The sequence below is a fragment of the Sphingobium sp. WCS2017Hpa-17 genome (genome assembly GCF_031843765.1).
Classification (GTDB): Bacteria; Pseudomonadota; Alphaproteobacteria; order Sphingomonadales; family Sphingomonadaceae; genus Sphingobium.
In genome coordinates, this window is sequence record NZ_JAVTIV010000004.1 from 82,145 (window position 1) to 108,709 (window position 26,565).

General features: G+C 65.1%; 29 protein-coding genes. 22 read left to right on the forward strand and 7 right to left on the reverse strand.

Translation table 11 applies throughout. The features are described 5' to 3' along the window. Positions 1-205 precede the first annotated feature (205 nt). The 3 genes from rplU (at position 206) to RQH62_RS09095 (ending at position 1,678) form a co-directional block, all read left to right on the forward strand. Complete coding sequence (rplU, locus tag RQH62_RS09085; protein ID WP_311268442.1) at positions 206-502, forward strand: 50S ribosomal protein L21; 297 nt, start codon at positions 206-208, stop codon at positions 500-502. A 27-nt stretch (positions 503-529) separates the two neighbouring features. Continuing rightward, positions 530-799 carry a 50S ribosomal protein L27 gene (rpmA, locus tag RQH62_RS09090; protein WP_120250600.1) on the forward strand — a complete coding sequence of 90 codons (270 nt, stop codon included), beginning with the start codon at positions 530-532 and terminating at the stop codon, positions 797-799. Between the two features lie 306 nt (positions 800-1,105). Continuing rightward, complete coding sequence (locus tag RQH62_RS09095; protein WP_311268443.1) at positions 1,106-1,678, forward strand: GNAT family N-acetyltransferase; 573 nt, start codon at positions 1,106-1,108, stop codon at positions 1,676-1,678. Positions 1,679-1,733: 55 nt separating this feature from the next. Here RQH62_RS09095 and RQH62_RS09100 read toward each other — a convergent pair whose 3' ends face one another. Continuing rightward, complete coding sequence (locus RQH62_RS09100; RefSeq protein WP_311268444.1) at positions 1,734-2,258, reverse strand: GNAT family N-acetyltransferase; 525 nt, start codon at positions 2,256-2,258, stop codon at positions 1,734-1,736. Positions 2,259-2,289: 31 nt separating this feature from the next. After that, positions 2,290-3,141, reverse strand: coding sequence for a metal-dependent hydrolase (locus RQH62_RS09105; protein WP_311268445.1), 852 nt, complete (start codon positions 3,139-3,141; stop codon positions 2,290-2,292). Between the two features lie 54 nt (positions 3,142-3,195). Between RQH62_RS09105 and RQH62_RS09110 the strand changes: the two genes are divergently transcribed. From RQH62_RS09110 to RQH62_RS09125, 4 genes are all read left to right on the forward strand, one after another. Then, the gene (locus RQH62_RS09110; protein WP_311268446.1) at positions 3,196-3,813 is read left to right on the forward strand and encodes a TetR family transcriptional regulator; all 618 of its coding nucleotides are present in this window, start codon (positions 3,196-3,198) and stop codon (positions 3,811-3,813) included. 30 nt (positions 3,814-3,843) lie between these two features. Next, positions 3,844-4,941, forward strand: a complete 1,098-nt coding sequence (obgE, locus tag RQH62_RS09115; RefSeq protein ID WP_311268447.1) for a GTPase ObgE — start codon at positions 3,844-3,846, stop codon at positions 4,939-4,941. A 171-nt stretch (positions 4,942-5,112) separates the two neighbouring features. Beyond that, positions 5,113-6,243 carry a glutamate 5-kinase gene (proB, locus tag RQH62_RS09120; RefSeq protein WP_311268448.1) on the forward strand — a complete coding sequence of 377 codons (1,131 nt, stop codon included), beginning with the start codon at positions 5,113-5,115 and terminating at the stop codon, positions 6,241-6,243. Between the two features lie 5 nt (positions 6,244-6,248). Continuing rightward, positions 6,249-7,166 (forward strand): NAD(P)H-binding protein, encoded by a 918-nt coding sequence (locus RQH62_RS09125; protein WP_311268449.1) that lies wholly within the window; start codon positions 6,249-6,251, stop codon positions 7,164-7,166. 188 nt (positions 7,167-7,354) lie between these two features. Here the strand turns inward: RQH62_RS09125 and RQH62_RS09130 are convergent, their stop codons facing one another. Both RQH62_RS09130 and radA read right to left on the reverse strand, forming a co-directional pair. Next, positions 7,355-7,873, reverse strand: a complete 519-nt coding sequence (locus RQH62_RS09130; RefSeq protein ID WP_311268450.1) for a CvpA family protein — start codon at positions 7,871-7,873, stop codon at positions 7,355-7,357. Between the two features lie 11 nt (positions 7,874-7,884). Then, positions 7,885-9,252: a DNA repair protein RadA gene (gene radA, locus RQH62_RS09135; RefSeq protein ID WP_311268451.1), complete on the reverse strand. Its 1,368-nt coding sequence runs from the start codon at positions 9,250-9,252 to the stop codon at positions 7,885-7,887. A gap of 88 nt (positions 9,253-9,340) precedes the next feature. Here radA and RQH62_RS09140 point away from each other — a divergent pair, with 88 nt between their 5' ends. The 3 genes from RQH62_RS09140 to RQH62_RS09150 are packed head-to-tail and all read left to right on the forward strand — an operon-like array spanning position 9,341 to position 12,936. Continuing rightward, positions 9,341-10,039 carry an endonuclease/exonuclease/phosphatase family protein gene (locus RQH62_RS09140; RefSeq protein WP_311268452.1) on the forward strand — a complete coding sequence of 233 codons (699 nt, stop codon included), beginning with the start codon at positions 9,341-9,343 and terminating at the stop codon, positions 10,037-10,039. Between the two features lie 48 nt (positions 10,040-10,087). Further along, positions 10,088-12,421: a patatin-like protein gene (locus RQH62_RS09145; RefSeq protein WP_311268453.1), complete on the forward strand. Its 2,334-nt coding sequence runs from the start codon at positions 10,088-10,090 to the stop codon at positions 12,419-12,421. Next, positions 12,418-12,936 (forward strand): hypothetical protein, encoded by a 519-nt coding sequence (locus RQH62_RS09150; protein WP_405053532.1) that lies wholly within the window; start codon positions 12,418-12,420, stop codon positions 12,934-12,936. The genes RQH62_RS09145 and RQH62_RS09150 overlap by 4 nt, the downstream gene beginning before the upstream one ends. Before the next feature lie 210 nt (positions 12,937-13,146). Here the strand turns inward: RQH62_RS09150 and RQH62_RS09155 are convergent, their stop codons facing one another. Next, positions 13,147-13,437: a 4a-hydroxytetrahydrobiopterin dehydratase gene (locus RQH62_RS09155; RefSeq protein ID WP_311268454.1), complete on the reverse strand. Its 291-nt coding sequence runs from the start codon at positions 13,435-13,437 to the stop codon at positions 13,147-13,149. Between the two features lie 40 nt (positions 13,438-13,477). Between RQH62_RS09155 and RQH62_RS09160 the strand changes: the two genes are divergently transcribed. From RQH62_RS09160 to RQH62_RS09185, 6 genes are all read left to right on the forward strand, one after another. Next, positions 13,478-13,885 (forward strand): metallopeptidase family protein, encoded by a 408-nt coding sequence (locus RQH62_RS09160; protein ID WP_311268455.1) that lies wholly within the window; start codon positions 13,478-13,480, stop codon positions 13,883-13,885. Next, positions 13,882-14,493 carry a heme ABC exporter ATP-binding protein CcmA gene (gene ccmA / locus RQH62_RS09165; protein WP_311268456.1) on the forward strand — a complete coding sequence of 204 codons (612 nt, stop codon included), beginning with the start codon at positions 13,882-13,884 and terminating at the stop codon, positions 14,491-14,493. The genes RQH62_RS09160 and ccmA overlap by 4 nt, the downstream gene beginning before the upstream one ends. After that, positions 14,490-15,137: a heme exporter protein CcmB gene (locus RQH62_RS09170; RefSeq protein ID WP_311268457.1), complete on the forward strand. Its 648-nt coding sequence runs from the start codon at positions 14,490-14,492 to the stop codon at positions 15,135-15,137. The genes ccmA and RQH62_RS09170 overlap by 4 nt, the downstream gene beginning before the upstream one ends. Before the next feature lie 127 nt (positions 15,138-15,264). After that, positions 15,265-15,516, forward strand: coding sequence for a hypothetical protein (locus RQH62_RS09175; RefSeq protein WP_311268458.1), 252 nt, complete (start codon positions 15,265-15,267; stop codon positions 15,514-15,516). 132 nt (positions 15,517-15,648) lie between these two features. Then, entirely contained in the window at positions 15,649-16,539 is an 891-nt protein-coding gene (locus RQH62_RS09180; RefSeq protein WP_311268459.1) for a DMT family transporter, read from the forward strand. A gap of 115 nt (positions 16,540-16,654) precedes the next feature. Next, on the forward strand, positions 16,655-17,599 hold the full coding sequence (locus RQH62_RS09185) for a cupin-like domain-containing protein (RefSeq protein WP_311268460.1): 945 nt from the start codon (positions 16,655-16,657) through the stop codon (positions 17,597-17,599). Positions 17,600-17,804: 205 nt separating this feature from the next. On the opposite strand, the gene RQH62_RS09190 is transcribed toward RQH62_RS09185, so the two are convergent. After that, positions 17,805-18,083, reverse strand: a complete 279-nt coding sequence (locus RQH62_RS09190) for a chorismate mutase (protein ID WP_311268593.1) — start codon at positions 18,081-18,083, stop codon at positions 17,805-17,807. Positions 18,084-18,186: 103 nt separating this feature from the next. Here RQH62_RS09190 and RQH62_RS09195 point away from each other — a divergent pair, with 103 nt between their 5' ends. After that, entirely contained in the window at positions 18,187-19,215 is a 1,029-nt protein-coding gene (locus RQH62_RS09195) for a polyprenyl synthetase family protein (RefSeq protein ID WP_311268461.1), read from the forward strand. A gap of 208 nt (positions 19,216-19,423) precedes the next feature. After that, positions 19,424-20,203, forward strand: coding sequence for a TSUP family transporter (locus RQH62_RS09200; RefSeq protein ID WP_311268462.1), 780 nt, complete (start codon positions 19,424-19,426; stop codon positions 20,201-20,203). Position 20,204: 1 nt separating this feature from the next. Here RQH62_RS09200 and RQH62_RS09205 read toward each other — a convergent pair whose 3' ends face one another. After that, complete coding sequence (locus RQH62_RS09205) at positions 20,205-21,815, reverse strand: ATP-binding protein (RefSeq protein ID WP_311268463.1); 1,611 nt, start codon at positions 21,813-21,815, stop codon at positions 20,205-20,207. Between the two features lie 137 nt (positions 21,816-21,952). Between RQH62_RS09205 and hrpB the strand changes: the two genes are divergently transcribed. The 4 genes from hrpB (at position 21,953) to spt (ending at position 26,542) form a co-directional block, all read left to right on the forward strand. Continuing rightward, positions 21,953-24,481, forward strand: coding sequence for an ATP-dependent helicase HrpB (hrpB, locus tag RQH62_RS09210; RefSeq protein ID WP_311268464.1), 2,529 nt, complete (start codon positions 21,953-21,955; stop codon positions 24,479-24,481). A 55-nt stretch (positions 24,482-24,536) separates the two neighbouring features. Beyond that, the gene (locus RQH62_RS09215) at positions 24,537-24,815 is read left to right on the forward strand and encodes an ETC complex I subunit (RefSeq protein ID WP_311268465.1); all 279 of its coding nucleotides are present in this window, start codon (positions 24,537-24,539) and stop codon (positions 24,813-24,815) included. A gap of 120 nt (positions 24,816-24,935) precedes the next feature. Beyond that, a complete protein-coding gene (locus tag RQH62_RS09220) occupies positions 24,936-25,181 on the forward strand; it encodes an acyl carrier protein (protein WP_311268466.1) in 246 nt (81 codons plus the stop codon). A 131-nt stretch (positions 25,182-25,312) separates the two neighbouring features. Further along, positions 25,313-26,542 (forward strand): serine palmitoyltransferase, encoded by a 1,230-nt coding sequence (gene spt / locus RQH62_RS09225; protein ID WP_311268467.1) that lies wholly within the window; start codon positions 25,313-25,315, stop codon positions 26,540-26,542. Positions 26,543-26,565 lie beyond the last annotated feature (23 nt).

Sequence of the window (26,565 nt, forward strand, 5' to 3'; positions counted from 1 at the left end):
TCAAGGCCGCGCGTGTAACGCCGCCTTCGCCTGTGTAGCCGTGAAGATAGGGACGAAAAAGCGGGAAAACCACCCCGGTTCCGAACCGCCATCGGTTGACAGGCGCGAGTCATTCCACTAACGGGCCACATTCCCGCGCGGGTCGGCAAGGCATCATGTCTTTGGTGAGCTGCGTAAAGCAGATTTGAACGAGAAGAGACAAGCCATGTTCGCTATCGTGCGCACGGGCGGCAAGCAGTATCGCGTCGCCGCCGGAGACAAGATCGTCGTTGAAAAGCTGGCTGGCGAAGCCGGCGACAAGGTTACGCTGGACGACGTCCTGCTGGCCGGTGAAGGCAGCGACCTGAAGGACGTTGCCAAGCTGACCGTTGCCGCCGAGATCATCGCGCAGGCGAAGGGCGAGAAGGTCATCGTCTTCAAGAAGCGTCGTCGTCACAACTATCGCCGCAAGAACGGTCACCGCCAGAATCACACGATCCTCAAGATCGTGTCGATCGCCTGAGCGCAGCTAAGTTAAGGAGTTTAGGTCATGGCACATAAGAAAGCTGGCGGTTCGTCGCGCAACGGTCGCGATTCTGAGTCGAAGCGCCTTGGCGTGAAGAAGTTCGGCGGTCAGGAAGTGATCGGCGGCAACATCATCATTCGTCAGCGCGGCACGCGCGTCTATCCGGGCCGCAATGTCGGCATCGGCAAGGACCACACCCTGTTCGCGCTGAACGAAGGCCGCGTGGTATTCCACACCGGCAAGCTCGGCCGCAAATATGTGTCGGTCGACGCCGTGGCGCTGGCCGCCGAATAACGGACGATCGATGACGGATCGTTCCTCCGCAAAGGGGCGATCCTCCCGGCAGATGTCACCAGACAATTGCCGGTTTTCGAGGGAAACAAGGGGCGCTCCTTCCATGGGAGCGCCCCTTTTTCCGTTGCGCGATTCGAGCCGGATCGTAACAAAAGAATAAAGCGGCAATTCCTCTCCCGATTTCCCTCAAGCCTCTGGAACTCCTCGCCTTCTCGCGCGTCTAGCGGGCGGGGAATCATCCAGACCATGCCGTCGCGAAGTCGTCATCATTGGCGGCTAACGGCGCAGCCAAGAGGAGAGACGAGAATGTTTGCCCGTACCCCCCGCCTGCTCCTTCGTCCGGGCTGGATGGAAGATGCCCCCGTGCTGGCCCAGACGATCGGTGATCCGTCGGTCCTGCGTAACCTGACCCGTGCGCCCAGCCCCTATGGACTGGACGATGCGGAAGCATTTCTGGCTTTGCCGCAGCATCCGCAATTGCCGCGCCTGCTGGCCTTCACCCGCACGCAGGGCGCGCCGCGTCTGGTGGGCGGATGCGGCATCCATCTGGATGAGCAGGGTGCGCCCGAATTGGGTTACTGGATCGCCCGCCCCTATTGGGGCCTGGGCTTTGCGACCGAGGCTGCACGCGCGGTGATGAGCATGGCGCGGGCCAATGGCGTCCGCGATATCCGCGCCTGCCACTTTGCCGACAATCCGGCTTCCGGCAACGTCCTGCGCAAGCTGGGCTTCCGCTTCACCGGGCAGAAGGCGCAGCGCCATAGCCTGGGCCGCGACGCGATGGTCGATTGCCTGCTGTTCGAGGAAGGCGATGCCATGCGACAGGATAATGATCCGGCCATGGACCTGTATCGCGACGCGCTGCCGGTGGCGGCGTGAAGTCGATATCGTAAATGTCATCGCCATCTCCGCGAATGCGGGGATGGCGACTCTTTTACTGTTTCGGCCGATCGAAGACGCGGGTGGGTTTGCCGCCATAGTCGGTATCGACCAGCGCATGGAAACCCAGTTTCTCCGCGACATGGATCGAGGCTGCATTGTCCGGGTCGATGATGCAGCGGAGCGAGGGTGCATCAACATGCGCGTCGGCCCAGTCGAGGATCGCCTGCATCGCTTCGGTGGCGATCCCCCTGCCCCACGCCTGCGGCCCCAGCACCCAGCCTGCTTCGGGCACGCCTTCCAGTTCGGCGATGCCCCGTTCGGCGCTGAGCAGACCGGCTTCCCCCAGGAAGGCGCCGCTGTCGCGTTCCTCGATCACCCACATGCCGTGGCCGAGCAGCGACCACATGCCCGCATAGCGCAGGATGCGGAACCAGACGGCCTGGCTATCCTGCGGCATCCCGCCGATATGGCGTACGACATCCGCGTCAGCCCATAATGTGCGGCAGTTGGCATAATCCTCCACCCCGTGCGGGCGGAGGATCAGGCGAATGGTTTCGAGCGTGGGGGCTTGCGTCATGCGCCGATAAGACGCCGTCCCTTCCGTCCGGTCAAGCCGGCGACGGCAGGGCGCCCTGTTGGAGCGCATCGGCATAGGGGCTTTCGGCCAGCGCGATAAGCGCGCGGTCGTCCACTTTCCACGGATGGAAGCCGGGCAGGAAATAGCCGAGCCATGGCCGCGCTACCCGGCGCAATATGCCGGGACGGACTAGTGCATAGCGCAGCAAGCCGCCCCATGCGCGCTGGCCGGTGATGCCGTCCTGCCGCAACAGGTCCATCATGCCGCGGGCACGGTGGTGGAGGAAATGCTTGGTCACGACCAGCATCATCGCGCTCTTCACCCACCAACGTTTGAAACGGCTCCAGTCGCGGGTCGCGTGGACCCATGTGTCATGGGCGACGCCCTTATGCTCGATTTCCTCGATCGCGTGCCAGCGCCACAGGGCGGCAATCTCCGGATCGGCCCCGTCCAAATGGCGCGAGTCGCTCAACAGTTCATGGGCGAGGATGGCGGTGAAATGTTCGAGCGCCATGGTCGCGGCGAGGCTGGCGATGGGTGGGCGCTGTTTGGCGAGGTCCAGCACCATCGTCACGTCGGCTTCGAGGCGCGATACGTTATAGCCATGATCCGTCACCTGACGGTTGAAGGCCAGATGTTCGCGGCTGTGGACGACTTCCTGCTTGATGAAAGCAGCGATTTCACCGGCCAGCTTGTCCGGCACGCCGGCGCGAAAGGCGCGGACGCTGTCGATGAAATAGGCTTCCCCGCGCGGGAAGGTGATCGACAGGGCGTTGAAGAAAGCCGTGGCGATCGGATCGCCGTTCAGCCAATGTCGCGCGGCCCGGCGATCACGCGCAAAGCGACGATCGCGCGGCGTGATGGTGAGATCAGTCGGGGTCATGGAGATGCCTCCGGTTGTTACTTACATTGATGTAAATAAGAGTAACTGACACTCATGTCAATTAAACGTGCCCGCCTCAGCCCGGATGAAAGCCGCCTCGTCGCCGTGGAGGCCGCGCGCGACCTGCTGATCGAGGCCGGACCGCAGGCAGTGACGCTGAAGGCCGTTGCGGGTCGGGTCGGCCGGACGCATGCCAATCTACTCCATCATTTCGGGTCGGCGGCGGGATTGCAGAAGGCATTGGCCGCCCATCTGGGCGACACGATCACCGCCAAGATCGGCGATGCAGTCAATGCGGCGCGGCGCGGCGAGGTCAGCCCGCGCATCATCGTCGACATGACATTCGATGCGTTCGACCGGGAAGGCGCGGGCGCGCTGGCGAGCTGGATGCTGGCGTCGGGCAATGAAGATGCGCTGGACCCGGTGGTGGAGGCGATTCACCGGCTGGTCGACAAGCTGGCGGCGAGCGCGCTCACTCCCAACCTTGCCGAGCTGATCCGCGAAAATACGCTGATGCTGGTGCTGCTGGCTTTGGGCGATTCGCAACTGGGTGGCGCGATGGCCGGCGCATTGGCCCTGCCCCGCGAAAAAGCGCGCGAAATCGCGACGCGCAGCCTGACATTTGCGCTGATGCAGGAGGCTGCGGCCATTGCGGCGCAAGCCAAGGTTTAACTTTCGCACTAATGGCGCTATGGGCGCGCCATGCATTTTCTCGATCAAGCCAAAATCTATATCAAATCCGGCTGGGGCGGCCCCGGCGCGGTCAGCTTCCGCCGTGAAAAATACGAGGAATATGGCGGCCCGGACGGCGGCAATGGCGGCAAGGGCGGCGACATCATCTTCGAAGCCGTACAGGGCCTCAATACCCTGATCGACTTCCGCTACACCCAGCATTTCAAGGCGCAGCGCGGCACGCCCGGCATGGGCAAGAACCGCTATGGCGCCGGTGGCAAGGATCTGATCATCAAGGTGCCGGTCGGCACGCAAATCCTGTCCGATCCCAAGCCGATCGAGGGCAGCGAGGACGAGGACGGCTATCCCGAATATGAGGATCAGGACGTTCTGGCCGACTTCACCGAAGTGGGGCAGCGCGTCACCTTCCTGCGCGGCGGCGATGGCGGGCGTGGCAACATGTCCTACAAGACCAGCACCAACCGCGCCCCGCGTCAGCATGGCACAGGCTGGCCGGGCCAGGAAATGTGGGTGTGGTTACGGCTGAAGCTGCTGGCCGATGTCGGGCTGGTGGGCATGCCCAATGCGGGCAAGTCGACCTTCATCAATCAGGTGACAAACACCAAGGCGAAGGTCGGCGCCTATGCCTTCACCACCACCAAGCCGCAGCTGGGCGTGGTGCTGCATCGCGACCGCGAATTCGTGCTGGCGGATATTCCCGGCCTGATCGCGGGCGCGGCCGAGGGCGTGGGGATTGGCGACCGGTTCCTGGGCCATATCGAACGGTGCCGCGTGCTGCTGCACATGATCGACGCGACGACGGATGATCCGGTCGAGGCCTTCCATATCGTGACCGACGAACTGGCCGCTTATGGGGAAGGTCTGGACGAGAAGCCCCAGCTGGTCGTGCTGAACAAGGGCGACCTGCTGGGGCAGGAGCTGATGGAAGATATTGCCGAGCAACTGCGCGAGGAAGCGGGCGTGGAGGATGTGTTCATCATTTCCGGCGCGACCGGCGAAGGCGTGGGTCCGTTGCTGGACGCGGTTTTGCTGATGATGGACGAAGACGCCGAGGACCGTGAAGAAGAAGGCGGCGCGGAGAGCGACGCCGGCTGGTCGCCGATTTGACGAACTAATCTCCCCTCCCTTTTAAGGGAGGTTGACCAGAGGCACGTGACTCTGGTCAAGGAGTGGGTCGCGAGCGAAGCGAGCGCTGCTTCCGGTTGAGACGTAGAAGCGCCGCTGACGCGGCGCACCCACCCCCTGCCCCTCCCTTAAAAGGGAGGGGGGAAATAGAATATGACCTCACCCCTTTCCGGTTTCCCCCCTGCCCTTGTCCGCCGTCTGGTCATCAAGATCGGGTCGGCCCTACTGGTCGATCCGGCGGGTCAGGTGCGCGTCGACTGGCTGCGCACGCTGGTGGCCGATGTGGCAGCGCGCAAGGCGGCGGGGCAGCAGGTCATCATCGTGTCGTCGGGCGCGATCGCACTGGGCGCGCGGCGGTTGAAGCTGCCCAAGGGCGGACGCGGATCGCTGGAGGATGCGCAGGCGGCGGCGGCGACCGGGCAGATTGCACTGTCGCAGTGCTGGGCCAGCCTGTTGGATGAAAAGGGCATTACTGCCGCGCAGATGCTGGTGACTCTGGACGATCTGGAGAACAGGCGGCGCTATCTCAACGCTTCGGCCACGCTGGAGCGGCTGATGGCACTGGATGTCGTGCCGGTCATCAACGAGAATGACAGCGTGGCGACCAGCGAGATCCGCTTCGGCGACAATGATCGGCTGGCGGCGCGTATCGGACAGGCGGCACGGGCTGACGCGGTTGCGCTGCTTTCCGATGTCGACGGGCTTTACACCGCCAACCCGCACGTCGATGCCAGCGCCATGCTGATTGAAACGATAGAGACGATCGACGCCCGGATCGCGGCGATGGCCGATACCGGCTCCGCGTCCGGCATGGGATCGGGCGGCATGGTGTCGAAGATTCAGGCGGCGCGGATCGCCACGGGTGCCGGCGCGCATCTGGCGATCATTTCGGGCAAGGTGGAGTCGCCGCTGGCACATTGGGCCAATGGTGGGCGTGGTTCGATCTTCCTCGCAGCGCAGGGCAAGGGCGCGCGCAAGGGCTGGCTGGCCGGGCGGTTGACGACGCGCGGGCGGATCATCGTGGACGCGGGCGCGGAAAAGGCGCTGGGCAAGGGCAACAGCCTGCTGCCCGCCGGTGTGGCAAGCGTCGAAGGTGTGTTCGATCGCGGCGATGTGGTCGACATCGTGGCGCAGGACGGCCGGGTGATCGCGCGGGGCCTGATCGAATATGACAGCGAAGCGGCCGTGAAGATCGCGGGCAAGCGCAGCGAGGATATCGCGGCGCTGCTGGGCGAAATGCCGCGATCCGTGCTGGTCCATCGCGACCATATGGCGATGGTCTGAGCGCGATGCAGCAGATGCGGATTGCCATTACGGGTGCGACGGGCTTTGTCGGTGCTGAAGTGCTGGAACAAGCGCTGGGCGAAGGGTTGCGCGTCAACGCGCTGACCCGCCGGGCGCAGCCGCCACGCGCGAAGCTGAAATGGGTGCATGGGTCGCTGGAGGATGCAGCCGCGCTCGATACGCTGGTGCGCGATGCCGATGCGGTGATCCATATTGCCGGCGTGGTGAACGCGCCCGACCGCGAGGGTTTCGAGGCGGGCAATGCGCGCGGTACCATGGCGGTGGTCGACGCGATGCGGAAGCGCGGGATCAAGCGGCTGGTGCATGTGTCGTCGCTGGCGGCGCGGGAGCCGGGCCTGTCCGACTATGGATGGTCCAAGGAACTGGCCGAAAAGCATGTGAAGGCGAGCGGCCTGGACTGGACCATCGTGCGGCCGCCGGCGATTTACGGGCCGGGTGACAAGGAAATGCTGGAACTGTTCCGCATGGCCAAGCGCGGCATCATGATGCTGCCGCCGGGCGGGCGGTTGTCTGTGATCCATGTGGGCGATCTGGCCGCGCTGTTGCTGGCGCTGTCGGGTGAGCGGGAAAACAGCCTGACCCGCACCTATGAAGTGGACGACGGGACGCCGGGCGGATGGGATCACAGGGATTTCGGGCAGGCGATCGGCCGGGCGGTCGGGCGCGCGGTGCGGACGGTGGCGACGCCGGCATGGCTGCTGAACGTGGCGGCGCGGGCTGATCGGCTGGTGCGCGGCAGACATGCCAAGCTGACGCCGGATCGGGTCGATTATTTCTGCCATCCCGACTGGGTGGTGGGCAAGCGGAGGCAGCCGCCCAAGCGGCTGTGGTTGCCGCAGGTGAAGACCGAGGATGGGTTGAGCGCGACCGTGGCGGCCTATCGATTGAAGGGCTGGCTGTAGGGCCGCTCCATTCGATAAACACAATTCCGTTCGTGCTGAGTAGAGGCTGAGCCTGCCGAAGCCTCGTATCGAAGCACCAATCCTTCGATACGCCATTTCGACTTCGCTCAATGGCTACTCACGACGAACGGCATGTTGATTGTCGTTTATACAAGTATTTCCGACAGGCTCAGCCTGAACGGGCTTTCTTACCGATCCTCAGCCGCCGGCTTTTTCGCGCGTTGTTCTGCCAGAAATTCGCTGATCGCCTGACCGCTGGCGTTGAGCAGCGGATAGGTGCGTGCGTCGCTGAGCCAGTCGGGGCGGCGGGCGCCGCTGCCGTAGAATGTGTCATAGACCAGGCTGAAAGCGAGGAAGAGCAGCGTCGCGCCGATCAGGCCCTTTACTGCGCCAAAGCCTGCGCCCAGTACCCGGTCTACGGGGCCGAGGATCGACTGGCGGGTGCGGCGGCCGATGGCGTGGGCGATCAGCTTGCCGACGCCGAAGGTCACGCCGAAGACGAGGACCAGCGCCAGCATCGCCGCGCCGCTGCTGTTGCCGACGAAGGCGCTCAGCACTTCGGCGGCAGACGCATGGAACAGGCGGATGGCGAAGATCGCCAGCACCCAGGCGATGAGCGAGAGGGTTTCCAGCACGAAGCCGCGCATGAGGCCCAATATGGCGCAACCGCCGATAGCAAGCAGGACGAGAATGTCGATGGCGTTCATTGCCCCTGTCGCTATCCGCGTCCCAGCATCTGGTCAACCAACTGCGCGAGGGTGCGGAAACCGCTGACTGCGATTCCCTTGACCCCGTCCGCCGCCGACGCCGGGATATAGGCGCGGGTGAAACCGAGTTTCGCCGCTTCGCGCAGGCGCAGGGGGGAGTGGGAGACGGGGCGGATTTCGCTGGAGAGCGCGATTTCGCCGAACAGGACGATGTCGACCGGCACCGGCCGTTCCGACATGGCGGAGATAAGCGCGGCGGCGACGGCAAGGTCGGCGGCCGGATCGGTCAGGCGATAGCCGCCCGCGACGTTGAGATAGACTTCGCAGGTCGAGAAGCTGAGGCCGCAGCGCGCCTCCAGCACGGCGAGGATCATGGCGAGCCGGCCACTATCCCAGCCGACGACGGCGCGGCGGGGCGTCGCGCCACTGGAGAGGCGCACGACCAGCGCCTGTATTTCTACCAGCACCGGGCGGGTGCCCTCCAGTGCGGGGAAGACAGTGGCGCCAGTCACTGTCTCGTCGCGATTGGTGAGGAACAGGGCGGATGGGTTGGCGACTTCCTCCAGCCCTTCGGCGACCATGGCGAAGACGCCGATCTCGTCCGTGCCGCCGAAGCGGTTCTTGACCGCGCGCAGGATGCGATATTGGTGGCTGCGTTCGCCCTCGAACGCCAGCACGGTATCGACCATATGTTCCAGCACGCGGGGGCCGGCGATGCTGCCATCCTTGGTCACATGGCCGACCAGGATCAGCGCGGTGCCGCGCTGCTTGGCGAATTTGATGAGTTCCTGACTGGAGGCGCGGACCTGGCTGACGGTACCGGGCGCGCCTTCGATCAGGTCGCTGTGCATCGTCTGGATCGAATCGATGATCAGCAAGGCGGGCGGTGGCCCATCGCCCAGCGTCGTCAGGATATCGCGGACAGAGGTGGCGCTCGCCAGTTGCACCGGGGCGTTGCCGAGGCCGAGGCGCTGGGCGCGCAGGCGGACCTGATCGGCGGCTTCCTCGCCACTGATATAGGCCACGGAAAGCCCGCGCGCGGCGATGCGGGCGGCGGCTTGCAGCAACAGGGTGGATTTGCCGATGCCCGGATCGCCGCCGATCAGGGTCGCGGAGCCATGGACGATGCCGCCGCCCAGCGCGCGGTCGAATTCGGCGATGCCGGTGCTGGTGCGCGGAGGGAGTTCGACCGTGCTGTCCAGGCCGACCAGGGTGATGGCGCGTCCGCCATTTTGCAGGTCATGCCGGGACGAGAAGACCGTCTCCGCCGCTTCTTCGACGATGCTGTTCCATTCGCCGCAATCCTCGCACTGGCCCTGCCACCGGCTGGCGACGGTGCCGCATTGCTGACAGACGAATTTGCGTTTTGCCTTGGCCATGGCACGGATATGCCGATGGCGCGCGAACATTGCAAGAACATCGCAACATGATCTGGAAACATCCGCCAAGCTGGCGCATTGAAACGGCATGAAAACAATCCGGGTCGCCAGCTATAATATCCGCAAGGCCATCGGCACCGATCGGCGGCGGGTGCCGGAACGGGTGCTGGAGGTGCTGAGCGAGGTGGACGCCGATATCGTCGCCTTGCAGGAGGCCGACCGGCGCTTTGGCGTGCGGTCTGCGGCGATCCCGCCACTGCTGATGGATAACCAGAGTGGGTACCGGCCGGTGCCGTTGAACGTGCAGACCGATTCGATGGGCTGGCATGGCAATGCGATATTGGTGCGCAAGGAGGCGGAGGTCGCGGCCCATGATGTGCTGCACCTGCCCTATCTGGAGCCGCGCGGCGCGACCATGGCGGAGGTGACGCTGAACGGCGCATCGGTGCGGGTGTTCGGCATGCATCTGGATCTGTCGGGCCTGTGGCGGCGGCGACAGGCGGCGGCGGTGATCCATGCGGCGGCGCAGGGTGAAGCGATGCCCACCGTGCTGATGGGCGACCTCAACGAATGGAGCGCCGGGCGCGGGTGTCTGGCGGATTTTGCGCGCCATTATAGTTTCGCGCCATGCGGGCGGAGCTTCCATGCGCGGCGACCGGTGGCGCGGCTGGACCGGATCATGCACTGCGGGAAACTGAAGCTGACCGATTGCGGCGTGCATGAAAGCGCAGCGGCGCGGAAGGCTTCGGATCATCTGCCGATCTGGGCGGAGTTTGCGGTTGGATAACCGCCGCCTTGGGTTGCCAACCCCACCGCCCTCTGCGACGTTCGGCTCATGAAGGAGCGGGAACTACGGCTGGCGCTGGTCTGCTATGGCGGGATCAGCCTGGCAATCTACATGCATGGCATCACCAAGGAGGTGTGGCATCTGGCGCGCGCCAGCCGGGCCTTTCATGATGGCGTACCGGCCAGCGGCGGCAGCGAGGCCGTCTATGCGCAGGTGCTGGCGGCGATGGAGGCGGCAAGCGGGGTGCGGCTGCGCGTCATGCCCGACATTATCGCGGGCGCCAGTGCGGGCGGGATCAATGGCATTTTCCTGGCGCAGGCGATCGAGACGGGCCAGTCGCTGGAACCGCTGACCACCATGTGGCTGGACAATGCCGATGTCGACCGGCTGCTGGACCCTGATGCCCGCCCTGCCCGCGCCATGACGAAATTCTGGGCGACCCCTCTGGTGTGGATGGCGGCGCGGCGGCCGGGCGATGCGGTGGAGCGAACGGTGGCACCGGACACGCGCGAGGAAGTGCGGATGAAACTCTCCCGCTTCATCCGGTCGCGCTGGTTCGAGCCGCCCTTTGGCGGGGAGATATTTTCGGCGATGCTGGTCGATGCGTTCGACGCGATGGCGGCGGCGGACAAGGGGCAACCGCTGTTGCCGGAGGGGCATCCGCTCGACCTGTTCGTGACCGTCACCGATTTCGAAGGGCATCCCCAGAGCCTCAATCTCAACAGCCCGGCGCAGGTGATCGAGACGGAGCATCGGCTGTCGATCGGCTTCAAGGCGCGGGGACGAGGTGAACGGGGTTTTGCCGATGCGGCCGAACTGGTGTTTGCGGCGCGGGCGACGGCGAGTTTTCCCGGCGCCTTCCCGCCCTTCACCGTGCGGGAACTGGACCGGGTGTTGAAGCGCCGGCATCGCGGATGGCCGACGCGGGACGCCTTTCTGGCGCGTGCCCTGCCCCGCCATGCGGCGCGGGGGACGGCAGAGGACGCGGTGCTGATCGACGGGTCGGTGCTGGCCAACGCGCCCTTTGCGCAGGCGATCGGCGCGCTGAAGAACCGGCCGTCGCGGCGAGAGGTCGATCGGCGCTTCGTCTATATCGACCCCAAGCCGGGGCATCGCTCCATCCGCCTGAACAAGGAGGGCGAGCAGCAGGACGCGCCGACTGGCGAGGATGCGCCATTGCCCGGTTTCTTCCGCACCATATTCGGCGCGCTGTCCGACATTCCGCGCGAGCAGCCGATCCGCGACAATCTGGAGGCGATCGATCGCCATAGTGCGGGCATCAGGCGGATGCGGCGGATATTGGATGCGCTGCGCCCCGGCATAGAGGCCGATGTGGAAAGCGCGATCGGGCGGATGCTGTTTCTGGACCGGCCGACGCCCGCGCGCCTTTCGGCCTGGCGCGGCAAGGCGCAGCAGCGGGCGGCGAGCGCGGCGGGCTTTGCCTATCCGGCCTATGGCCATCTGAAATTGTCGGGGATTGTCGAGTCGCTCTGTTCGCTGCTGTTTCGCCTGAGTGGCGAGGAGAGCGCGATGATGCGGGAAAGCTATCGTCAGGCGATCTGGGCCGCGATCCGTGCCGAGGGGGCGGACCAATTGAGCGAGGAAGGCGGATCGGCCTCTGCACCGGTCGCCTTCTTCCGCGCGCATGATCTGGCTTTCCGTATCCGGCGGCTGCGCTATCTGGCGCGGCGGCTGGCCGATACGCTGGAACTGGAGGCGGAGGCGGACGATCCGACGGTGCTGGCGATGCACGATGCCATTTATGGCGCGCTCAGCCTCTATGCCGAATGCGAGGATAGCGAGTTTCACGGGGCCGAGGTGATCGCGGCGGCCAAGGCCGTGCCGACCGAAGCGGCGGCGGCGATGGAAGCGGTGGCGCAGGCGCGGGGATTGAAGGCGCGGGACGAAGCGGCCGACCTGATGCTGGCGGAAGCCTTCGCCGGCCTGCCCAAGGGCGGTCGTCGGACGATGTTGCTCGCTTATCTCGGCTTTCCCTTCACCGATATCGCGACATTACCGTTGCTTCAAGGTGACACTCTGGATGAATATGATCCGGTCAAGGTCGACCGGATTTCGCCCGAAGATTGCACCGCAATCCGCAGCGGCGGCGCGACCGCTACGCTCAAGGGCATTGAATTCAACAACTTCGGGGCTTTCTTTAGCAGGGTCTATCGCGAGAATGACTATCTGTGGGGGCGGCTGCACGGGGTGGAGCGGCTTCTGGACATCGTGATTTCGGCCATGCCCACAGCAAGCCGTCTTTCGCCCGACGCGCTGGCCGACTATAGGCGGGCCGCGTTTCTGGCGATCCTCGACGAGGAAGAGTCGCGGCTGCCTCATGTGGCCGATCTTATCGCCAGCTTGCGGGAGGAGATCGGGTGAGCGGGCGGTTTGGTCTGGTTCCTGTGGTGCTGATGCTGGCGCTGGTCGCCGGCTGTCGCGACTCGTCCGATGACAGCGCACAAGCCGACAATGGCATTGCACCACCAACGGTCGTCGCCACTCTCCTACCGGAAGAACCCGCCCCGCCGTCGGTCGAAAATGCGACGATTCCGGTCAAGCCGTCCCCGCTCGTCACCGTCCGCGCCCAGCCGGCGCCCCGCAGCCATGGGGGCAACGTGATGGACCTGCCGCCGTCGAGCGACGACATGTCCGCCCTGCCCTTCCCCCAGGAAGTCACCGCCTTCATGGTCGACCGTGACGGGTGCGATCATTTCCGGGGTGAGGAAGCCTATGACGCGGAACGGCGCGCCTATATCGCCGAGAATGTCGCCGAACTGTGCCGCGGCACCGACGCCCGACTGGCGATGCTGCGCCGCCGCTATGCTGGCGATGCGTCGGTGACCAGTGCGCTCAAAGGCTATGACGCGCATATCGAGGGCGTAGCGAATTACTGAGGCTGGGTTTTGCAGTTTGGAAGGCTGATGTGGGTGGCTTGCTGCCATTCCCCTCCCGCCTGCGGGAGGGGCGGCGAGACTTACGCGCGCAGCGCGTTAGTCGCAGCGGGGTGGGCTGTCGCGACGTGCCCACCCCCCAGCCCCCTCTCGTAAACGGGAGAGGGAACATGTCTAAAATTGGTCGATGCCGGATAATCCCTATCCAGCCGTTTATCCCGCCAGTTCGTCTATCGCCTTTGCCAGATCAATGTCGCGCTGGGACAGACCGCCGGCGTCGTGTGTGGTGAGGACGATGTCCACCCGGTTATAGACGTTCGACCATTCAGGATGATGGTCCGCCTTTTCGGCGAGGATCGCGACGCGCGTCATGAAGCCGAATGCGGCGACAAAGTCGGTGAAGGTGAAGCGACGGGAAATGCCGTCCGGGTCAGCCACCGGAGTCCAATGCGGCAAGTCGGCCAGCGCGATGGCCCGTTCCTCATCGGTCAGTTTACCAATCATGTCCCTATCCTCATGAAATGCCTTGGGGTATGTGGCAGGCATGCCGTCCAACAGTCAACCGCCCCGCTTCGCTCCGACCAAGGAAGAGATTGAGACGCTGGCGCTTGCCGCGCTCAATCGCCTGCCATCCCCCTTTACCGAGCATCTGTCCGATGTCGTGCTGTTCGTAGAGGATTTTGCGGATGCGGCGATCCTGAAGGAGATGGACCTTAGCGATCCTTTCGAACTGACCGGCCTCTATACCGGCCGCTCCATCGGACAGGAGGCGCAGACCGGGGACGGGCCGCCGACCGTGCATCTGTTCCGTCGTCCGCTGCTGGACGAATGGGTGGAGACGGGCGTGCCGCTGGATGCGCTGATCACCCATGTCGTCGTGCATGAGATCGGCCATCATTTCGGCCTGTCGGACATCGACATGCATGTCCTGGAGGACATGGTCACGCTATGACCGGCGCGGCGTTGCGCCTGAGTGATGTCGCCTGCCTGCGTGGCGGGCGGATGTTGTTCGCCGGGGTCAGCCTGTCGCTGGCGCCGGGTGGCGGGGCACTGCTGACCGGCCCCAATGGCGTGGGCAAGTCCAGCCTGTTGCGGGTCTGTGCCGGGCTGCTGCCTGCCTTTGCCGGGACGGTGGAGCGCAGCGGCGGTGTGGCGATGACCGACGAGCGGCTGGCGCTGGATGGCGAGCAACCCTTGCGCGAGGCACTGTCCTTCTGGGCGAAGCTGGACCGGGCAGCGCCGCAGACGATCGATACCGCGCTGGACGCGATGGCGCTGGCCCCGTTGGCGCAGGTGCCGGTGCGGATGCTGTCCACCGGGCAGCGCAAGCGAGCGATGCTGGCGCGGGTGATCGCGAGCGGTGCGGGCGTCTGGCTGCTCGACGAGCCGGGCAATGGATTGGACAGTGCATCGCTGGACCTGCTGGGCCAGGCCGTGGCCGGGCATCTGGCGACGGGCGGGGTCGTGGTCGCGGCATCGCACCAGCCGCTGCCGATCGTTGCGCCGGTGACGCTGGCGCTGTCGGACTATCTGCCCGATTATCCGGCGGACGCGGCATGAGGATCTTGTGGCTGCTCGCCGCGCGCGATCTGCGGCAGGCCTGGGCTTCGGCCGGGCTGTGGCTGCCGGTCGCCTTCCTGCTGCTGGTGGCCAGCCTCTATCCCTTTGCGGTCGGGCCGGATGCGGCGCTACTCGCGCGGACGGGCGGTGGGATGTTGTGGATCGCGGCATTGCTGGCCAGCCTGTTGCCGGTCGACCGACTGGTCGCGCCGGACATGCAAGCGGGGGTGCTGGACCAGATCGCGCTGCGCGGCATTGGCGAGGAAATGGTAGTGACGGCGCGGCTGGTGGCGCACTGGCTGGGCTTCGGACCGCCGCTGATGATCGCCACCCTGCCCGCCGCCGCGCTGCTGAAGCTGGATGGCGTTACGATCCTGAAGCTGGAGGTCGGGCTGTTGATCGGCACGCCGGCGCTGGCCGCACTGGGATTACTGGTGGCGACGCTGACCGCCGGGTTGCGGTCCAGCGGGGCGCTGGCCGGGCTGCTGGCGCTGCCACTGGCGGTACCGCTGCTGATCTTCGGCGCGGGGACGCTGGGCGACGGGAGCGGCGCGGCGCTGAAATTCCTGGGTGCGGCGTCGCTGCTGCTGGTGGCGATCACGCCCTTTGCGGGCGGGGCGGCGATCCGGGCGGGGCGGGAATAATAGTTTTGCCTTGCATTTGAGTAACGAAGGATTGCGCCGCCCGCCGCCGCATTGACGGACCGGCGCAAATCGGGCAGCTTCCCTTACGGAAGTCGATAAAAATCGACGCCATGGAGAGGATGCCACCATGAACCGAATTCGCGCGAATTCCGGGAACGCCTTTCATCGGCTGCTGGTCCGATGTCTGGCGGAAGACCATCAACCGACGGTCGAAGAGATCGACCTGGTCGCCGGGAAGATCTGGCAGGACAGCTATGGCCTGCTGACCGGCCAGCCCTGGCCAGATGTCGTACCCAATAGCGACGCGCACCGGCAGATGATCGGTGCAGCGAAAATGGCGCTTCATCCCCCGTTGCGCTGCGAGGCGAGCGCAGTATAGGCGCCGCCCCCCGCCCGACCTTGCCGCTTTCGCTCACCCCCGCGGCAAGGCGGGCGCATCGGCCGGGGCTGATCGTCTCTCCTCCCTTCCTCCGGCTCGACATCGCCCTGCCCATCCGCCAAAGGCGGCGGCATGTTCGGTCTTGTCGCTTCCATTCTCTTCATCCTCATCTGGTCCACCGGCTTCATCGTCGCGCGGGCGATGGTGCCGCATGGCGCGCCGGAACTGATCCTGGCGCTGCGCCTGACGGCGACGGCGATGCTGCTGACCGGGGCAGCCCTTTATGCCCGGCAGGCCTGGCCCAGAGGGCGGCGATTGGGGCTGCATCTGGCGGCCGGGGCGATGCTGCATGGCTTTTACCTGACGCTGAGCTGGTGGGCGGTGAATAATGGCATGCCGGCCGGGATCATGTCGTTGCTGGGGTCGCTGCAACCGCTGATGGTCGCGGTGGTGAGTGTCGCCCTGCTGGGCGATCGGTTGCCGGGCCGGGCCTGGGGCGGCCTGGCGGTTGCGATCATGGGGGTGGGTTGCGTGCTGATGCCGGCGATCGAACGGTCGGGCGCGGGCGGGATAAGCATCGCGCCGGCGGTTGCCGGCATGTTGGCAGTGCTGGGCATGGCCGGCGGCACGCTGATCCAGCGCGGCGCGATTGCGGGCGACGGGATCGCGGTGTCGGGCGCGGTGCAGAATATGGGCGGGGCGCTGGTGGCGATCGCCGCGACTCTGTTGATCGGCGACTATCGCTGGGACGGCGCGCCGATATTGTGGCTGGGCCTTGGCTGGTCGGTGCTGGGCCTGTCGGCGGCAGGCCTGTCGCTGCTGGTGTGGCTGGTTCGACATCAAGGGGCGACGCGCATGTCGATGCTGTTGCTGCTGGTGCCGCCATTGGCCGCGATCGAGGCGTGGATATTGTTTGGCGAGCGGCTGGGGCCGGTGCAGTTGCTGGGCTTTGCACTGGCGCTGGGTGGGGTGCTGATCGGGCGGTCGCAGGGGAAGAAGGTGGAGGTCGTGGAGCCGGCCTGAGCAGCGCGCGCGTCCTTCGACAGGCTCAGGACGAACGGATCTTGCTGTTTGTCCACCGTCACACAAACGTCATCCGTTGCAACATCGCCGTCATCATCGGACGGTAAGGAGCGGCATGAGCAAGACCCTGCCCTCCCTCCCCGCCCAGGCCGACGACATGCGGATGCAGATGGCCCTGCGGCAGATTGACTTCGGCGCTGCCGCCTCAAGGTCGGCGCCGTCCGTCCCGGCCAAGGCGCCCGAAGATACGCTGGCGCTCAAGCGGCAGGACTGGCTGATGGAGGTGCAGGAGCGGCAGCGGGCCTTGTCGCCCTATGCGGCCGGCTTGCTGACCGCCGAAAATCTGTCCGGCGAGGATTTTCTGCATAGTTTCTACGCGCCGGGACGGCCGGTGCTGATCAAGGGTGCGATTGCGGACTGGCCGGCGCTGGCGCGCTGGACGCCCGATTATCTGGCGGAGACGGTCGGCGATGCCATGATCGAATATCAGGGCGGTCGGGCAAACGCGCAGGATTATGAACTGAAGAAGGAGAAGCATCGCAAGCGGGCGCCGTTCCGTCAGTTCATCGCCCTGGCGCGCAAGGGCGGCAACGATGCTTATCTGACCGCGTCGAACAGCGCCGCCAACGGACCGGCGCTGCGGCCGCTGGAGGCCGATCTGGGACCGATCGACGCCTATCTGACGCGCGCGCCGGGGATGCTGTGGATCGGTGGCGAAGGGACATTCACGCCGCTGCATTTCGACCTGACCAATAACCTGCTGGCGCAGGTGACGGGCAGCAAGCGGGTGATATTGATCCCGCCGTCACAGGCGCGGCGGCTGGCCCATCGGTCGCATGTGTTCAGTGATGTGCGCGATGTCACCGACGAGGCACGGTTGAAGCTGCATCCGCAGGCGCGGGACGTGCTGCGCTATGAGGTGCGGCTGGCGCCGGGCGACCTGCTGTTCATCCCCATCGGCTGGTGGCATCAGGTGCGGTCGGAGAGTTTTTCGACCATGCTGACCTATACCAACTTTCATTGGCCCAATGTGGGGCATGAAAATTATCCAGCCGGATAACCGCAGGACCAATCGACACTCGGCGCTACGCCCCGCATATCGTCATGCTGAACGTGGATCAGCATCCATTCCTCCCCGCCGGCGAATGGCGCATGGAGGCACGATGGATCCTGAGCCGAAGGCCAGCGCAGCTAAACAAGTTCAGGATGACGTCGCGTTTATCGGTGAACTCGTGCAACGCCGGTAAGGCAATGCACAATGAGGCTCAGCCCTCGCGCAGTTGCTCGTGGTGACGGATGACTTCGTCAATGATGAAGCGCAGGAATTTTTCGGTGAAGTCGGGATCGAGCTTCGCGTCGAGCGCCAACTGGCGCAGGCGGGTGATCTGGCGATCTTCCCGGCCCGGATCGGCGGGGGGCAGATCGTGAGTCGCCTTATGCTCGCCGACGGCCTGGGTGATCTTGAAACGCTCGGCCAGCATGAACACCAGCGCCGCGTCGATATTGTCGATACTCTCGCGATAGCGCTGCAATGTCTCGTCCACTTGGGCCTCCGGTTCCAGATGGCGCGCTTTTTGCCGCATCCGGCGCCTTGTGCAAGCTATTCCCGCTTGCCTTTCACATTTTGCGCCGCCACATGGGCGCGTCATGACAGCACCTGCCCCCGGTAACGTCCACCCGATCGGCCGCGCGAACGCCGCGCCTTCGCTCGCCCCCATCATGTCGCTGGTCGCCGACGGCATGAACCAGGTCAATGCCGTGATCCTGGACCGGATGCAGTCGCGCATTCCGCTGATCCCGGAACTGGCCGGCCATCTGATCGCGGGCGGCGGCAAGCGGCTGCGGCCGATGCTGACATTGGCCTGCGCCGACCTGGTCGGCTATGCCGGTGCGCGCCATTACAAACTGGCCGCGGCCGTCGAGTTCATCCACACCGCCACGCTGCTACACGACGATGTCGTCGATGGATCGGGGCTGCGTCGGGGTCGCAAGACCGCCAATATCATCTGGGGCAACAGCGCCAGCGTGCTGGTGGGCGATTTCCTCTTCTCCCGATCGTTCGAGCTGATGGTCGAGGCGGAGTCGCTCAAGGTTCTCAAGATCCTGGCCAATGCGTCGGCGGTGATCGCCGAGGGCGAGGTCAACCAGTTGACCGCCCAGCGCAAGATCGACACCAGCGAAGACCAATATCTGGACATTATCGGCGCGAAGACCGCCGCTTTGTTCGCCGCCGCCTGTCGCATTTCCGCCGTCGTCGCCGACCGCAGCGAGAGCGAGGAGCAGGCGCTGGACGTCTATGGCCGCAATCTGGGCATCGCATTCCAGCTGATCGACGACGCGATCGACTATGAATCGGACGGCGCGACGATGGGCAAGGATGCGGGCGACGACTTCCGCGACGGCAAGGTGACGTTGCCGGTGATCCTGGCCTATGCGCGCGGGTCGAACGAGGACAAGGCCTTCTGGAAGGCGGCGATCGCCGGCCACAAGATCGGCGACGAGGATCTGGCCCATGCCACCGGTCTGCTGCGCCAGACCGGCGCGATCGCCGACACGATGGCGCGCGCGCGCCATTATGGCCAGCGCGCGATCGACGCGCTGGGCCGGTTCGATGCCGGTCAGGCCAAGGCGGCCCTTACCGAAGCGGTCGAATTCGCTATAGCGCGGGCCTATTGAGGGAAGGGGCGGTTTCGTTCGTTTCTCCGACCGTTCGGGCTCCCCTAACCGAACCGTTCGTCCTGAGTAGCCACTGAGCCTGTCGAAGTGGCGTGTCGAAGGACTGAGCCATAGGCCGATGCTTCGATACGGGGCTTCGACTTCGCTCAGCCCCTACTCAGCACGAACGGGAGTGGGAGCAGATAGCCCCATTTCCTGAAGGCCGCCCATGATCCTCTCCCCCGAAACCATCGCTTTCCTTGTCGCCGCGGCGACCATGGCCGGGTGCGTCGATGCGATGGCCGGCGGTGGGGGACTCATCACCCTGCCCGCCTTGATGGCGGTGGGTATTCCGCCGGTGCAGGCGGTCGCCACCAACAAGCTGCAAAGCTGTTTCGGCACATTCGGTGCTTGCGTCGCCTATGCCCGGCGCGGGCATATGGATTTGAAGACATATAAATGGCCGATCATCGCGGCCTTTATCGGGTCGGTGGGGGGCGCATGGCTGCTCCAGCGGGTCGATCCGTCGATCCTGGCGGGGCTGATGCCGGCCTTGCTGATCGCGATGGCGGCCTATTTCACCTTTTCGCCCAAGCTGGGCGATGCGGATCGCCATGCGCGGGTGGGCATAGCGGGACTGACCGGGCTGGTCGGGGTCGTGGGCTTTTACGACGGCTTTTTCGGACCGGGTGCAGGCGCTTTCTACACCACCATATTGCTGGCGCTGGGTGGCTTGTCGATCCTTCGGGCAACGGCGCAGACGAAGGCCGCCAATTTCGCGAGCAATGTCGCGGGACTGCTGACCATGGTGGCAGGCGGGCATGTGATCTGGATTGCGGGCCTGGCCATGGCGGTGGGCAGCATCGTCGGCGGGCAGATCGGGTCGCATCTGGCGATGCGCTTTGGGTCGCGCCTGATCAAGCCGCTGCTGATCATCATGTCGCTGGCGCTGACCGCCAAGATGCTGCTGGACCCGAAAAACCCGATCCACATCTATCTGTTCGGATAGATCATTCCGCCTGCACCAGCGTCGCCACGCGCCGATGCAGTTCGTCCACGGCGAAGGGCTTGGTCAGCACTTCCATGCCATGTTCGATATGGCCGTGGTTCAGCACCGCATTTTCCGCATAGCCGGTCACGAACAGGATCTTGAGATCGGGGCGCAGCGCGCGGGCGGCATCGGCGACCTGACGCCCGTTGAGCCCGCCGGGCAGGCCGACATCGGTGATGAGCAGGTCGATCCGCGACCGCGACTCCAGCAGGCGCAGGCCTGACGGCCCATCTGCCGCCTCCAGGCAATGATAGCCCAGATCGCGAAGCGCATCGACGATCAGCATCCGCACCGACGGTTCGTCGTCGATCACCAGGATGGTTTCGTTCGCGCCCCCTTCGACCGGGGGTTCGCTGATTTCGGCCGTATCGACATCTTCCTCGCCGCGATGGCGGGGCAGGTAGATGCAGACCATCGTGCCCTGCCCCGGTTCGGAATAGATGCGGACATGGCCGTTGCTCTGGCGCGCGAAGCCGTAGACCATGGACAGGCCAAGGCCCGTGCCCTGCCCGATCGGCTTGGTGGTGAAGAAGGGGTCGAAGACGCGGTCGATGATCGCCTTGTCGATGCCGGTGCCGGTGTCGCTGGTGCAGACGGTGACATATTGGCCCGGCGTGAGCCCATGCTCGCGCGCGGTGCGATCATCGAGCCAGCGATTGCCCGTCTCGATCGTGATCTTGCCACCATCCGGCATGGCATCGCGTGCATTGATGCAGAGGTTGAGCAGCGCATTTTCCAGCTGGTTGGCATCGACCAGAGCGGGCCAGAGGCCGCCCGCCGCGATCGTCTGCACCTCGATCTGCGGGCCGACGGTGCGGTGCACAAGTTCTGAAAAGTCGCCCAGCAGCCGGTTAATGACCGTTGGTTTGGGCGTCAGCGTCTGGCGTCGGGAAAAAGCGAGCAGACGGTGGGTCAGCGCCGCGGCGCGGCGGGTGGCGCCCTGCCCGGCGGTCAGATATTTGTCGACGTCAGCCGTGCGCCCCTGCGCCAGCCGCACTGCGATCATTTCAAACGCGCCAGAAATACCAGCCAACAGATTGTTGAAATCATGGGCTAGGCCACCAGTCAACTGCCCCACCGCCTCCATCTTCTGCGCCTGTCGCAGGGCGCTTTCGGCCTGTTCGCGCTCCTCCAGCGCCTGGGCGATGCGGGCTTCGAGCGTTTCGTTGAGGGTCCGCTGCGCCCGCTCCGCCTTGATCCTGTCGGTGATGTCGTTGAACAGCACCGCGACCTGGCGCTGTTCGAAGGGACCGACGCGGAAGGAGGAAACCTCCAGATGGTGGCCGGTCGCCTCCAGTTCGCGCTGAAAGCGGATGGGCTTGCCACTGTGCAGGACGCCACCATAGAGTTCGACCCAGCCATCGGCTTCGTCCGGCACCATTTCGCGCAGCTTTTGTCCCACGACATTGGGGATGCCGGCATGGCGTTCATAAGCGGCGTTCGCCTCGATATGGATATAGTCGCTCAAGGGGCCGTGGGGGCCATCGAAAAATTCGATGATGCAGAAACCCTCATCCATCGTCTCGAACAGGGTGCGATAGCGGTCCGCATCCTCCATCTGGCTGGCCATTCCCCTGTTTTCCTCGCACGCCATGATCTGCATCAGCTTCTGTGCGCCCAACGTGCGGATTGGCAACTCTTTCCCGCCTGTCCGGCGATTTTTACCGCGCCTTGCGCTGGCGGCCGATTGGCGCGAGAGGAGGCGCGATGAGCGACCTTCCCATTCACGCCGTGCTGCCCGATCTGCTTGCCGCGTTGCGGACGGGGAGCAATGCCGTGCTGGTGGCGCCGCCGGGCGCGGGTAAGACGACGGCAGTGGCCCCTGCCCTGCTGGACGAGCCATGGTGCGACGGGCAGGTTTTGCTGCTGTCGCCGCGCAGGCTGGCGGCGCGGGCGGCAGCGGAGCGGATCGCCGAGATGATGGGCGAGCAGCCGGGCGGCACGGTCGGCTATGCGACGCGCATGGACAGCAAGGTTTCGGCGCGGACGCGGCTGCTGGTGCTGACCGAGGGTATTTTCGTGCGGCGGATACAGGACGACCCGGAACTGACGGGCGTGTCGGCGGTGCTGTTCGACGAAGTGCATGAGCGCAGCCTGGACAGCGATTTCGGGCTGGCGCTGGCGCTGGATGCGCAGGAAGCGTTGCGGCCGGATTTGCGGATCGTGCCGATGTCGGCGACGCTCGACGGCGCGCGCTTTGCATCGTTGCTCAATGGCGCGCCGGTGATCGAAAGCGAGGGGCGCATCCAGCCGCTGGAGTTGCGCCATATCGGCCGTGCGTCGGAGAAGAAGATCGAGGATGAGATGGCGGCGGCGATCCGCCGGGCGCTGAGCGAGGAAGCGGAGGGCGACCTGCTCGCCTTCCTGCCGGGTGTGCGCGAGATTGAGCGGACGGCGGAGCGGATCGAAGGCAGCGCGGTCGAGGTGCATATGCTGCACGGATCGCTTGATCCGGGGGCGCAGCGGGCAGCGATCCGGCCTTCGCGGTCCGGCGCGCGCAAGGTGATATTGGCGACGTCGATCGCGGAAACCAGCCTGACCATCGATGGCGTGCGGATCGTGGTCGATAGCGGCTTGGCGCGGCGGCCGCGTTATGACCGGGCGGCGGGCGTGACGCGGCTGGTGACGGAGCGGGCCAGTCAGGCGTCGGCGACCCAGCGCGCCGGGCGTGCGGCGCGGCAGCGGCCGGGTGTCGCCTATCGGCTGTGGGAAGCGGCGGCGAGTGCGGGCATGCCGCCCTTCGACCCGCCAGAGATATTGGAGAGCGACCTGTCCAGCCTGTTGCTGGATTGCGCATTGTGGGGGGTGAGCGATCCCGGCGCGCTGCGCTGGCTGGATGCGCCGCCGGCCGCTGCGGTCGAGGAAGCGCGCAAAAGGCTGACGGTGCTGGAAGCGCTGGACGGTGACGGGCGGATCACGGCGCATGGGAAGGCGCTGGCCAAGCTGCCTCTGTCACCCAGGATCGCGCATATGCTGGTACGCGCGGGCGAGATGGGCCTGGCCGAGGTTGCGGCGGAGGTCGCCGTTCTGCTGGGCGAGCGCGGGATTGGCGGGCAGGACACCGACCTGACATTGCGACGGCAGCGCTGGCGGCGGGAAAGCGGCAAGCGGGCGGATGCGGCAAGGGGGCTCGCGAAAAGGTGGGCGACTTTAATTAAGCCTCTCCCTCTTAGAGAGGGGTTGGGGGTGAGTGCCTCCGAAGGAAGCTCGCTACGCTCGCCACCCACCCCCAACCCCTCCCTAATAGGGAGGGGAGAAAATAGCGTAGGCCTGTGCCTCGCCTTGGCCTTTCCCGATCGCGTCGCGAAGCGGCGGTCGGCGGATGGCGCGGACTGGACCAGTGTGGGCGGGCGCGGGTTTCGGCTTGATCCACTGTCGCCGCTCGCGCGGGAGCCGTGGCTTGCCGTGGGTGAGGTGCAGGGTAGCGCGGCGGGCGCACGCATCTTGTCCGCCGCGTCGATCGACGAGGCGGACGTGATCGCTTTGTTCGGCGCGCGGATTGCAGAGCATCGCACGGTGAAGTTTCGTGCCGCCAATGGCGGGATTGAGGCGTTACGGGAACGGCGGCTGGGCGCGGTGCGGCTGTCATCCGGGTCGGATGACCGGCCTGATCCCGATGCCGTGGTTGCGGCGCTGACGGATGGTGTGCGCCAAGGCGGGCTGGACCTGCTGCCATGGTCGGAGGCGGCGCAGTCGCTGCGGATGCGGGGGGCATTTGCGGGGCTGGAGGCGCTGTCCGATGTGGCGTTGATCAAGACGCTGGACGAATGGTTGCCATCGCTGCTGACGGGCAAGCGCAAGCTGTCCGATATCGACCGGTCACAGCTGTCGGGGGTGCTGGAAGGGCTGATCGGCTGGGACGGCAAGAGCCAGCTGGATCGGCTGGCCCCGCCCGATTTCCGATCGCCCGCCGGGAGCAACCATTCGATCGACTATGCGGCCGAGGGTGGACCGCGCGTGGAATTGCGGGTGCAGGCGCTGTTCGGATTGGCCACGCATCCGACCGTGGGGAGCGAGCGCATTCCCCTGGTTCTGTCGCTGACGTCACCGGCCGGGCGGCCGATCCAGACGACGCGCGATCTGCCCGGTTTCTGGGCGGGCAACTGGCGCGATGTGGCGAAGGAAATGCGGGGGCGCTATCCGCGCCACCCCTGGCCCGACGATCCGGCCGGCGCGAGCGCCACATTGCGGACCAAAAATGCCGATGCCAGAGGACATGGTGCCCGCAAGTCTTGACTTCGCGGCGGCCACTGGTGCAACGCACAATGACGAATTTACGGAGTCTTTCGCGATGAGCGCGCGCATTTACCAGATCCAGAAGAACGCCCTCCAGTCCGGCAAGGCGCTGACCCATAAATGGGTGCTGGAATATGCGCCGGCCGAAGCGAAGAAGGCCGATCCGCTGACCGGCTGGGCCGGGTCGGGCGACACGCAGCAGCAGCTGAAGCTGAGCTTTCCGTCGCAGGAAAGTGCGGTCGCCTATGCGGAAAAGAAGGGCGTTGCCTATACCGTCATCGCGACGCCGCCCAAGACGCTGAAATTGCAGGCCTACGCCGACAATTTCCGCTGATAGCGGCTTTTACGACATTCATATTCGGGCGCGATGCTGCCCGATTGACGCCTTATTCCCTTGCCAAAGGACAGGATGAGGCGGCAAATGCCGCGCTTTGACGGAAAGATTTTACCGATAATGACCGATCGCACCGCCATTTTCGACAGCGTCGCCGCGCAGATCGAGCCTTTCAACAAGAAGGGCGTCGCGCTGACCGAAGCCACCAGCTTTGCCGGCGACCTGGAATGGGACAGCCTGACGGTGATGGATTTCGTCGCGGCCATCGAGGATGAGTTCGACATCATCATCACCATGAACATGCAGGCCGAAATCGAGACGGTCGGCCAGCTGGTGGACGCGGTCGCGAAGCTGAAGACCGCCTGATTTTAAAACTCCGTTCGTCCTGAGTAGCCGCGCAGCGGCATATCGAAGGACGGGAGCGGGAAGACCCTTCGATACGGGCCTTCGACTTCGCTCAGTCCCTACTCAGGGCGAACGGCATAGGGATTCTTGCCATGACCGACGCCACCGCGACCGAAACGCGCGACCTGTTTTCCAAGTTCGATCCGCTGATCAACGAGCGCGAGGCGCTGCTGGCGACCGGCGTGCGCGATCCTTATGCGATCGTGATGGATCAGGTGCTCTCGCCTACCCGCGCGATCATCAAGGGCAAGGAAACCATCCTGCTCGGCACCTATAATTATATGGGCATGACGTTCGATCCCGATGTGGTCGAAGCGGGCAAGAAGGCGCTGGACGAGTTCGGCGCGGGCACGACCGGCAGCCGCGTCCTCAACGGCACCTATCAGGGCCACAAGGAAGTCGAAGACGCGCTCAAGGAATTTTACGGCACTAGCGGTGCGATGGTCTTTTCGACCGGTTATCAGGCGAACCTGGGCATCATCTCCACGCTGGCGGGCAAAGGCGACTATGTCGTGCTGGACGCGGACAGCCATGCGTCCATCTATGACGGCTGCGCCATGGGCAATGCGGAAATCGTGCGGTTCCGCCACAACAGCGTCGAGGATCTGGACAAGCGTCTGGGCCGCCTGCCCGCAGATGCGCTGAAGCTGGTGGTGCTGGAAGGCGTCTATTCGATGCTGGGCGACGTCGCGCCCCTGCCCGAAATGGTCGCCGCGATCCGCAAGCATCCCAACTGCATGATCCTGTGCGACGAAGCTCATGGCATGGGCTTTTTCGGCCCGAACGGCCGGGGCGCCTATGAAGAACAGGGCGTCGAGGGCGAGATCGACTTCGTGGTCGGCACCTTCTCCAAGTCGGTCGGCACCGTGGGCGGCTTCTGCGTATCGAACCATGCCAAGTTCGAGATTCTGCGCCTCGTCTGCCGCCCTTACGTCTTCACCGCCTCGCTGCCGCCCAGCGTCGTCGCCACCGCCGCGACCAGCATCCGCAAGCTGATGCATGCGGGCGAAAAGCGCGCCCATCTGTGGAAGAACAGCCAGCGCCTGCACAAGGGGCTGTCCGACCTGGGCTTCAAGCTGGGCAGCGCGACGCCGCAGTCAGCGATCATCGCCGTGATCCTGACCGACCAGATGCAGGCCGTCGCCATGTGGCAGACGCTGCTGGAACTGGGCCTGTACGTCAATATGGCGCGCCCACCCGCAACTCCGGCCGGCACCTTCCTGCTGCGCTGTTCGCTGTGCGCGGAGCATAGCGACGATCAGGTGACGCAAATCATCGGCATGTTCGAGGCCGCGGGCAAGGCGACCGGCGCGATCGGCTGACCGGATCAGGGCAAGTCTTAGCG

Bases quoted from the DNA above. Each gene is read 5' to 3' on its own strand.
- RQH62_RS09200 (WP_311268462.1), top strand. From the start codon at position 19,424: ATGATCCTCTCCCCCGAAACCATCGCTTTCCTTGTCGCCGCGGCGACC.
- RQH62_RS09175 (WP_311268458.1), top strand. From the start codon at position 15,265: ATGAACCGAATTCGCGCGAATTCCGGGAACGCCTTTCATCGGCTGCTG.
- RQH62_RS09095 (WP_311268443.1), top strand. From the start codon at position 1,106: ATGTTTGCCCGTACCCCCCGCCTGCTCCTTCGTCCGGGCTGGATGGAA.
- rplU (WP_311268442.1), top strand. From the start codon at position 206: ATGTTCGCTATCGTGCGCACGGGCGGCAAGCAGTATCGCGTCGCCGCC.
- RQH62_RS09160 (WP_311268455.1), top strand. From the start codon at position 13,478: ATGCCGTCCAACAGTCAACCGCCCCGCTTCGCTCCGACCAAGGAAGAG.
- RQH62_RS09185 (WP_311268460.1), top strand. From the start codon at position 16,655: ATGAGCAAGACCCTGCCCTCCCTCCCCGCCCAGGCCGACGACATGCGG.
- RQH62_RS09170 (WP_311268457.1), top strand. From the start codon at position 14,490: ATGAGGATCTTGTGGCTGCTCGCCGCGCGCGATCTGCGGCAGGCCTGG.
- proB (WP_311268448.1), top strand. From the start codon at position 5,113: ATGACCTCACCCCTTTCCGGTTTCCCCCCTGCCCTTGTCCGCCGTCTG.
- RQH62_RS09110 (WP_311268446.1), top strand. From the start codon at position 3,196: ATGTCAATTAAACGTGCCCGCCTCAGCCCGGATGAAAGCCGCCTCGTC.
- RQH62_RS09140 (WP_311268452.1), top strand. From the start codon at position 9,341: ATGAAAACAATCCGGGTCGCCAGCTATAATATCCGCAAGGCCATCGGC.
- RQH62_RS09215 (WP_311268465.1), top strand. From the start codon at position 24,537: ATGAGCGCGCGCATTTACCAGATCCAGAAGAACGCCCTCCAGTCCGGC.
- RQH62_RS09100 (WP_311268444.1), bottom strand. From the start codon at position 2,258: ATGACGCAAGCCCCCACGCTCGAAACCATTCGCCTGATCCTCCGCCCG.
- hrpB (WP_311268464.1), top strand. From the start codon at position 21,953: ATGAGCGACCTTCCCATTCACGCCGTGCTGCCCGATCTGCTTGCCGCG.
- RQH62_RS09220 (WP_311268466.1), top strand. From the start codon at position 24,936: ATGACCGATCGCACCGCCATTTTCGACAGCGTCGCCGCGCAGATCGAG.
- RQH62_RS09155 (WP_311268454.1), bottom strand. From the start codon at position 13,437: ATGATTGGTAAACTGACCGATGAGGAACGGGCCATCGCGCTGGCCGAC.
- spt (WP_311268467.1), top strand. From the start codon at position 25,313: ATGACCGACGCCACCGCGACCGAAACGCGCGACCTGTTTTCCAAGTTC.
- radA (WP_311268451.1), bottom strand. From the start codon at position 9,252: ATGGCCAAGGCAAAACGCAAATTCGTCTGTCAGCAATGCGGCACCGTC.
- RQH62_RS09105 (WP_311268445.1), bottom strand. From the start codon at position 3,141: ATGACCCCGACTGATCTCACCATCACGCCGCGCGATCGTCGCTTTGCG.
- ccmA (WP_311268456.1), top strand. From the start codon at position 13,882: ATGACCGGCGCGGCGTTGCGCCTGAGTGATGTCGCCTGCCTGCGTGGC.
- RQH62_RS09205 (WP_311268463.1), bottom strand. From the start codon at position 21,815: ATGGCCAGCCAGATGGAGGATGCGGACCGCTATCGCACCCTGTTCGAG.
- RQH62_RS09130 (WP_311268450.1), bottom strand. From the start codon at position 7,873: ATGAACGCCATCGACATTCTCGTCCTGCTTGCTATCGGCGGTTGCGCC.
- RQH62_RS09195 (WP_311268461.1), top strand. From the start codon at position 18,187: ATGACAGCACCTGCCCCCGGTAACGTCCACCCGATCGGCCGCGCGAAC.
- rpmA (WP_120250600.1), top strand. From the start codon at position 530: ATGGCACATAAGAAAGCTGGCGGTTCGTCGCGCAACGGTCGCGATTCT.
- obgE (WP_311268447.1), top strand. From the start codon at position 3,844: ATGCATTTTCTCGATCAAGCCAAAATCTATATCAAATCCGGCTGGGGC.
- RQH62_RS09125 (WP_311268449.1), top strand. From the start codon at position 6,249: ATGCAGCAGATGCGGATTGCCATTACGGGTGCGACGGGCTTTGTCGGT.
- RQH62_RS09145 (WP_311268453.1), top strand. From the start codon at position 10,088: ATGAAGGAGCGGGAACTACGGCTGGCGCTGGTCTGCTATGGCGGGATC.
- RQH62_RS09180 (WP_311268459.1), top strand. From the start codon at position 15,649: ATGTTCGGTCTTGTCGCTTCCATTCTCTTCATCCTCATCTGGTCCACC.